Annotated in this window: 8 protein-coding genes; all 8 read left to right on the top strand. The window is 42.1% G+C overall.

Translation table 11 applies throughout. The features are described from left to right. Positions 1 to 587 precede the first annotated feature (587 nt). The 8 genes from E3K36_16270 to E3K36_16235 all read left to right on the top strand — a co-directional run bounded on the left by E3K36_16270 (position 588) and on the right by E3K36_16235 (position 7295). A complete protein-coding gene (locus tag E3K36_16270) occupies positions 588 to 1883 on the top strand; it encodes an adenylosuccinate synthase (GenBank protein ID MCF6156749.1) in 1296 nt (431 codons plus the stop codon). Beyond that, complete coding sequence (locus E3K36_16265; protein ID MCF6156748.1) at positions 1880 to 2596, top strand: isoprenyl transferase; 717 nt, start codon at positions 1880 to 1882, stop codon at positions 2594 to 2596. Before E3K36_16270 ends, E3K36_16265 begins: the two co-directional genes overlap by 4 nt. Continuing rightward, positions 2593 to 3438: a hypothetical protein gene (locus E3K36_16260; protein MCF6156747.1), complete on the top strand. Its 846-nt coding sequence runs from the start codon at positions 2593 to 2595 to the stop codon at positions 3436 to 3438. The genes E3K36_16265 and E3K36_16260 overlap by 4 nt, the downstream gene beginning before the upstream one ends. A gap of 136 nt (positions 3439 to 3574) precedes the next feature. Next, positions 3575 to 4432: a PhoH family protein gene (locus E3K36_16255; GenBank protein MCF6156746.1), complete on the top strand. Its 858-nt coding sequence runs from the start codon at positions 3575 to 3577 to the stop codon at positions 4430 to 4432. A 2-nt stretch (positions 4433 to 4434) separates the two neighbouring features. Further along, positions 4435 to 4896 carry an rRNA maturation RNase YbeY gene (gene ybeY, locus E3K36_16250; GenBank protein ID MCF6156745.1) on the top strand — a complete coding sequence of 154 codons (462 nt, stop codon included), beginning with the start codon at positions 4435 to 4437 and terminating at the stop codon, positions 4894 to 4896. Positions 4897 to 4919: 23 nt separating this feature from the next. Beyond that, positions 4920 to 5669: a DNA repair protein RecO gene (gene recO, locus E3K36_16245; GenBank protein ID MCF6156744.1), complete on the top strand. Its 750-nt coding sequence runs from the start codon at positions 4920 to 4922 to the stop codon at positions 5667 to 5669. Positions 5670 to 5682: 13 nt separating this feature from the next. Then, complete coding sequence (gene bamD, locus E3K36_16240; GenBank protein ID MCF6156743.1) at positions 5683 to 6612, top strand: outer membrane protein assembly factor BamD; 930 nt, start codon at positions 5683 to 5685, stop codon at positions 6610 to 6612. Between the two features lie 17 nt (positions 6613 to 6629). Further along, the gene (locus E3K36_16235; GenBank protein MCF6156742.1) at positions 6630 to 7295 is read left to right on the top strand and encodes a hypothetical protein; all 666 of its coding nucleotides are present in this window, start codon (positions 6630 to 6632) and stop codon (positions 7293 to 7295) included. Positions 7296 to 7400 lie beyond the last annotated feature (105 nt).

Here is a 7400-nt window from a genome sequence, read left to right as displayed (position 1 = left end):
TGTGATATCGATAGTCACTTATCATATTATTTCAGCTTGAAACAACTCGCTTTTGAAAAATAGTGCCTGCTAGGGTTTCTTTTTCAAACTTTTTTGTCAAAGAACAGTTTCATTTGGCACAGTCTGTCCGTTTGTCCGTGCCACCCTGTATAAAAATCACGTTTTGTGAGCATTTTGAGTATATATACTGAAAGCCATTCAGGCAAGTTTGTCCATAAAACACCCTACCCCGAACGAGTCGGAAAAGACAAAATCCGAAGCACGAAATTCGTGAGTCAACCCTGTCAGGGTTTAAAACCCTGACAGGGTTAATGCTAAAAATGTCACCCTGAGCAATAAAAGAGATTCTTCGCTTCACTCAGAATGACAAGGGGGAGGTATTTTCAGGTGAAAATTCCTATACGATCAAGTTAATTTTTACAATGCCATTTTTTCCCTCACCCCCATTAGTTTTCATGTCCTTGCTTTCTTCAGAATATCCTCATACAGGCCTTAAAAGTCTATTCCCTTGACATTCCCAACCCCATTTTTTATAATTCTTTAAAAGCTTATTTCCCAACGAATTCGGAGGATTTTGCCAAATTTTTATGGAAAATTCAACTATGGGTTCTAATACCTGCCTTGTCGGATTGCAGTGGGGTGATGAAGGTAAAGGAAAGATCATCGATATACTTACGGAATCGTTTGATATAATCGTAAGATACCAGGGTGGAAGCAACGCAGGTCATACAGTTATCGTAAACAACGAAAAATTCATATTGCATCTCATTCCTTCGGGAATCCTCAGGAAAAACAAATGTTGTGTCATCGGCAGCGGAGTAGCCCTGGATCCCCTTCAATTATTGGAAGAAATCGCTGAATTAAGGAAAAAAAATATAGAAGTAGGCGATAACCTTCGCATCAGTGAAATAGCACATCTTGTATTTCCCTATCATAAAAAAATGGATGAACTTTCTGAGTCCGAAAAGGGCGATGAAAAGATTGGTACGACCCGCCGGGGTATCGGGCCGTGTTATACCGATAAAATGGCACGTACTGGTATACGGGTAGCCGATCTTTACCATCCTGAGCACTTTAAACAAAGGCTCAAAAAGGTTGTAGAGGAAAAAAACAAGATGTTTGTGCGTTTGTATGATGCAGATGCGTTATCGTGGGAGGATATTTACGATACGTATTGCGAGTATGCAAAGCAGATAAGGCCATTCGTATGCAATACGGTAGTGTTTATGGATGATGCCATAAAGGCCAAAAAAAAGATATTATTCGAAGGTGCCCAGGGTTCATTGCTCGACGTGGATTTTGGCACCTATCCCTTTATCACGTCATCCTCCGTTACGGCAGGTGGTGCGGCGGTTGGCACGGGTATTTGCCCCAAACAGATACACAAGGTACTCGGCGTAATGAAATCCTACGCGACACGGGTTGGCAGCGGTCCCTTCCCGTCCGAATTAAATGATGAATTGGGTGAGTACTTAAGGAGAAAAGGGGGAGAGTATGGTGCTACTACAGGGAGGCCCAGACGGTGCGGCTGGTTTGATGCGGTTGCTGTAAAGCATGCAATAATGGTGAATGGTGTAGATGGTGCTGTTTTGACAAAACTGGATGTGCTGGATGAACAAAAAACGATAAAGATATGTGTAGGCTATAAATTTGATGATAAAGTATACGACCTGTTTCCCACAGATTTGGCAGCACGACCCGATTGTCAGCCGGTATACAAGGAAGTGCCCGGTTGGCAGAAAGATACCTCAAAAATGCAGAATATAAGAGATATCCCTTCGCAAGCGAAGAGTTACATAAATACCCTCGAAGAGATTTTGGGTATCAAGGTAGAAATGCTTTCTGTTGGTCCGGACCGTGGTCAGATTGTGAATCTCGTATGAGTGGAAATGGGCATGTACCTTCCCACATTGCGATTATTATGGATGGGAATGGACGATGGGCAAGGCGAAGGAGATTGGTAAGAATCCGGGGTCATCAGGAAGGGGTTGAGTCTGTTCGAGAAATAACGCGTGAATGCGCGAAAAAAAATTTAAAACAGCTTACGCTCTATGCGTTTTCCCAGGAAAATTGGAAAAGACCGAAGAGGGAAATTAATTTATTGATGAAACTCCTGAAAGAGTTCCTCATCAAGGAACGGAAAGAGATTGAAGAAAATAATATCCGTTTAACGGCGATTGGCCGGATAAGCGGTCTTCCGGAAGATGTGCAGAGAGAACTGGCTATCAGCATAGAAGAAAGCAAGAATAATACCGGGATGGTTCTCTGTCTTGCACTCAATTATGGCGGGCGTTCCGAGATTGTCGATGCGGCAAAAAATATTGCGAAAAGTGTTAAAACGGGAAAGATGGGTTTAGAAGAAATTACGGAGGAGACCTTTAAAAAATTTTTATATACAGGTGAAATGACGGACCCAGACTTACTCATACGGACGGGTGGTGAGATGCGGGTAAGTAATTTTCTTTTGTGGGAAATTTCGTACACAGAGCTTTGGGTCACCCCAATCTGTTGGCCAGATTTTCGGAAGGAACATCTTGAGGAAGCGATGAAAGACTATGCACGCCGGGAGCGCCGTTTTGGTGGGTTGCGAGAGTGAGTACGTTGCAAACGAGGATCATATTCGGCGTTATTCTGTTCGCGATGTTCTTTGGCATTCTTGTATTAGACTCTCTTTATTCCACAGATATAGGTTTCGGGTGTTTGGCTATCCTGGCTGGTGGAATTGGTTTAAATGAATTTTACCATATTGCGAGCAAGAATGGTTTCTCTCCATTTCGCATATCCGGTATTGCCGCAGGTGTGTGGTTGTCTGTGTCATATTGGTTATCTATACGCACAAATTCTGGCATTGATTACCATTTTTTCCGGCATGAAACCATCGTCATCCTCATCTTCTGGCTCCTGTTAATCCAGGCTTTTACCCGTAATACAAAAGATGCCATAAAAAATATTGCGGTAACTCTATTCGGTATTTTCTACGTGGTCTTTCTCCTGAGTTTTGCCATCGCCTTGCGTCATTTCCCTAATGGTCTTTGTATAGTAATTCTGGTTTTGCTCGTTTCCAAGTTTGGTGACATTGGAGGCTATTTATTTGGCCGAAAATATGGGAAACACAAGCTGGCAAAGGTTATCAGTCCGAATAAGACGATAGAGGGCGCCTGCTTTTCACTTTTTTCAAGTATCTTAATAGCACTGATTTTTAATCTCGCCCCGCAGGCGAGGGTGATGAGTTTGCCGTGGTCTTTGTTGTTTGGGGTAACCGTGGGTTTTTCTGCTCTGTTGGGTGATTTGGCAGAATCACTTCTCAAACGGGATGCGAATGTAAAAGATTCAAGCCGTCTGGTACCTGCCTTTGGGGGGGTGCTGGATGTCATTGATTGTTTATTGGTCAGCATGCCGGTTGCGTATTATTTCTTCGTATTTTTTAAATTAGTTTAGTATGAATCAAAAAGTTAAAATTCAAAAACATCCTGTAAAGAAAGAATATTTTCAAGAACCTCTCACCTATCAAAATACACTCATCCTCGAAAACGACGCAGAAGCATCCGTCCTGTATGGCAGTCACGATCGGCATCTGCGCCTTGTCAGGGACGCCTTTCATGTACAATTAGTAGCCCGTCATGGACTCCTGAAACTCGAAGGAGAAAAAGAACAGGTAGATACCAGCAAAGAGGTATTGAACAGATTGCTGGAAATCGTTCGTTCTACGGGAAGATTAGATCTAGAGGACGTGGAACAAGCCATTGTTGATGCAAAAAACGAGCCAGGTGAGGGTACCACCCAAACGATTGACGTCTTCCAACGGGGCGCCTTTATAAAACCAAAGACAGATGGCCAGACGAAATACATAGAAGCAATTAAAAAAAATGATCTGGTTTTTTGCATAGGGCCTGCAGGCACGGGAAAGACCTATTTGGCGGTAGCCATGGCCCTCTCTTTTCTGAAAACTGGCCGTATCAGGAGAATTGTGCTTGCCAGACCGGCCGTAGAAGCAGGAGAAAAGCTCGGATATTTGCCCGGCGATATTAAGGCCAAAGTAAATCCCTATCTGCGCCCGCTCTATGATGCCATAGCAGATATGATGGATGTCGGGCATGTAAAAAAATATCTGGAAACTGACCTGATAGAGATTCTCCCTCTTGCCTATATGCGCGGAAGAACGCTGAATGATTCCTTTATCATTTTGGATGAGGCGCAAAACTGCACCGTAAAACAGATGAAAACTTTTTTAACGAGACTGGGTGTTAAATCGAAGGTGGTGGTAACGGGGGATATTACACAGGTTGATTTATCTGCCGGGGAGATGTCCGGATTAATTGATGTCCAGGAAAGGTTGATGAACATCGACAACATTTCTTTTGTATATCTGACTAAAGCCGACATTGTCCGGCATAAGCTCGTTCAGGACATTGTTGATGCGTATGAATCATAACGATGCGAAAAATTTCTGTGAAATTGGAGATTACAGACCTGCAAAAATTTTATCCTATTGATAAAGGCAAGATAAAAAAACTTGTTACCGGCGTTCTAAAAGCCGAGAGAGAGGAGAAAAATGCAGAACTCAGTGTTGTTTTTGTAGATAACAAAAGGATAAAAGAAATTAACAGAACTTTCCTGGGACATAATTATGCCACCGATGTACTGAGTTTTCATTATCATGAGTCTTCCCTCAAAAGTAACATTACCGGCGAAATTATCATCTCTGTTGAAATGGCTGCTAAACTAGCGCAAAAACATGGGTATTCAATTGAAGGGGAAGTTGCCCTTTATCTGGTTCATGGTTTATTGCATCTGCTCGGGTACGACGACAAACAGAAAGGAGATGCGAAAAAGATGCATCAGAGAGAAGGAGAACTGTTGTCGAATTTTGGTTATAGCGTTCCCCGGCCGAACTGAACAACGGTCACTTACATAAAAATATGTCCATCTTCAGAACAGAAGCGATTGCACTGGGAAGGACAGATTACAGCGATTCCAGTCAGATAATTACCTTCTATACCCGTGACTACGGTAAGATCCAGACCCTTGCAAAAGGATTCAAGCGTACATCGGGAAGGTACAGTTCGAAAGCAGTCGACCTGTTGACATACTATCAAATTCTCTTTATTAAAAAAGCGCATACGTCTCTTCATACCCTTACTGAGGCCGTTTTACAAAATAATTATCCCCTGTTACGAACCGACCTGGATAGATACTATATGGCTTCGTGTACGGCAGAACTCGTTAATGAATTTACCGGGGAAAATGATCCCAGTGAACAACTCTTTGATATTTTTGCAAACACGCTGGCAGGAATAGCAACGGATACCGATGCGATGATATCATTGTTAGCCTTTGAGATAAAAATGCTGAAGGTCCTGGGTTATTTGCCTGAATGGGGGTGTTGTGTGAATTGTAAAAACAGCATTCCGCAGGTATCCGGAGTACATTTTAACGGTAGAGAAGGGGGGGTATTGTGCAGGAAATGTCAGGTTAAATTTAAAAACGGGATTGTTGTTCCTGCTGGTGCAATACGCATTGCCGGTCGATTCGTGGATATTAATTTGCAGAGATTAGAACGTGTCAGGATACAATCATCTATTTGTGTTGAAATCGAAAAGATGCTGAGATATTATATTAGTTCTCTCTTAAACAAAGGGCTAAATTCCTGGAAATATATCAAGATCTAACAGGATATTCTGAGTGAATAACATGCTGAAATTAAAATATCTTTTTCTTGCAGGTATCATATTCTGTATGACGGCGACTTCTTCCTATGGAAAATGGGTATGGAATAAGGAGACGGGCTGGATGGAGTCTCCTTCTACTGCAATTTCTACATTAGATCAACGTTACAAATATGCCCTTTCTCTTCTGGTTGAACAAAAGTATACCATTGCAGTAAAAGAATTCGAATCGATTGTGAATATCGCCCCTGATTCTGAATATGCGGAAGCTTCTCAGATAAATGTTGGATGGGCCTATTTTCTCAACGGTGACTACAAAAGGGCTCTGAAGGCCTATGAGAAGGTCTTACAAAAATATCCGGGGACAAAAAGGACAGAGGAAATACTCAGGCGGGAGTATCAGGTCGGCATTGCACAGATGGATACGAATGAGGAAGCGGCGATAAGTGTTTTCGAAAAGATTATAGAAAAGCATCATTTAGGACCTATTGCCTCTGACGCACAGGTAAAAATAGCGGATTGTTACTTTAAACTTGGCCAATATGAAGAAGCCCTTGACGCTTATGAGAAGTTTTTGGAAAATTATCCAAAGAGTGAATGGGTTCCTTACGTACAATACCAGATACCGCTTTCAAAAGTTTATCATGAGAAGCAACAGGAACGCAATTATGGCCTCCTGATATCTGCTCGGGAAGGCTTTGAAGAATATTTAGTCTCAAATCCACATGGTATCCATGCAGAGGATGCAAAGAGAATGATTGAAGAAATAAGAATTATTGAGGCGGAAAGGGAATTTAACATTGGAGAGTTTTATCTGAGAGTGAAAAAACCTGCTTCGGCCGTCATGTATTTTGAATATGTTAAGGCTGATTTTCCGGATACAATATGGGCGGAGAGGGCTAACGAAAGGATTGAGTTCCTGAGAATGATTGAGGCAATAAAATAGAGGAAGTACAATTAACTATGTTGAAATATTGCTTTAAACACCTATTATCAGACCATATGGTAAAACGTAAATACATAACACGACACAACTGCATCCAAATAGACCACCCCTCTTTTCCCTCCTTCGCAAGGAGGGGATATGGGGAGGTAAAAAACTTTTTTAAAAAAAACTTTTTCCAGGGTAATACGATAACGTCTTTTGCTTACCTCGCTTTGTTGGTACTTTTTACTATTTTTATTGTGAGTTGCGGCTATTCTTCAAAATCGTTACTCCGTTCCAATGTCCGGAGTATCTATATCCCGATTTTTGACAACAATACCTTTCGGAGAGGATATGAGTTTGACCTTACCAAGGCAGTTCGTGACCAGCTATTACTCAGAACGCGTCTTAACATTGTTGACAAGGATGAGGCAGATTCCATCTTGTTTGGGAGGATCACGGGTGTTGACGAGAATGTATTGATTGAAGACAGGGAGGATAATATCGTTGAAAGCCGGGTTACGGTGTCAATCGAAATTCGATGGGTAGATAAGAGGACAGGAAGGACCATTGTTGAGCGGAGAAACATCAAAAGACCTACAGAATTTATCGTTCGCAGAAGCGAAACACTCACTTCTTCCGGTAATGAGGCATTTGTAAAAGTTGCTCAAAGTATCGTGGATGCGATGGAAGAGGACTGGTGATGCGGCGAGGGGATTGCATTGGGAACCTGAGGGGTTGATGTAACAATCAGCGAAAATGATTTAGCAAGCAGAAAGCCGAAGGCAGTTGACAATGGAAATCTGTCA

It is taken from the genome of Candidatus Brocadia sp. (assembly GCA_021646415.1).
Taxonomy (GTDB): domain Bacteria; phylum Planctomycetota; class Brocadiia; order Brocadiales; family Brocadiaceae; genus Brocadia.
Note: the sequence above shows the minus strand (reverse complement) of the source record. Positions and strands in the feature narration are given on the sequence as shown.

Excerpts from the sequence above, each read along its gene's own strand:
- E3K36_16270 (MCF6156749.1), top strand. The coding sequence starts at position 588 with ATGGAAAATTCAACTATGGGTTCTAATACCTGCCTTGTCGGATTGCAG.
- E3K36_16265 (MCF6156748.1), top strand. The coding sequence starts at position 1,880 with ATGAGTGGAAATGGGCATGTACCTTCCCACATTGCGATTATTATGGAT.
- ybeY (MCF6156745.1), top strand. The coding sequence starts at position 4,435 with ATGCGAAAAATTTCTGTGAAATTGGAGATTACAGACCTGCAAAAATTT.
- recO (MCF6156744.1), top strand. The coding sequence starts at position 4,920 with ATGTCCATCTTCAGAACAGAAGCGATTGCACTGGGAAGGACAGATTAC.
- E3K36_16235 (MCF6156742.1), top strand. The coding sequence starts at position 6,630 with ATGTTGAAATATTGCTTTAAACACCTATTATCAGACCATATGGTAAAA.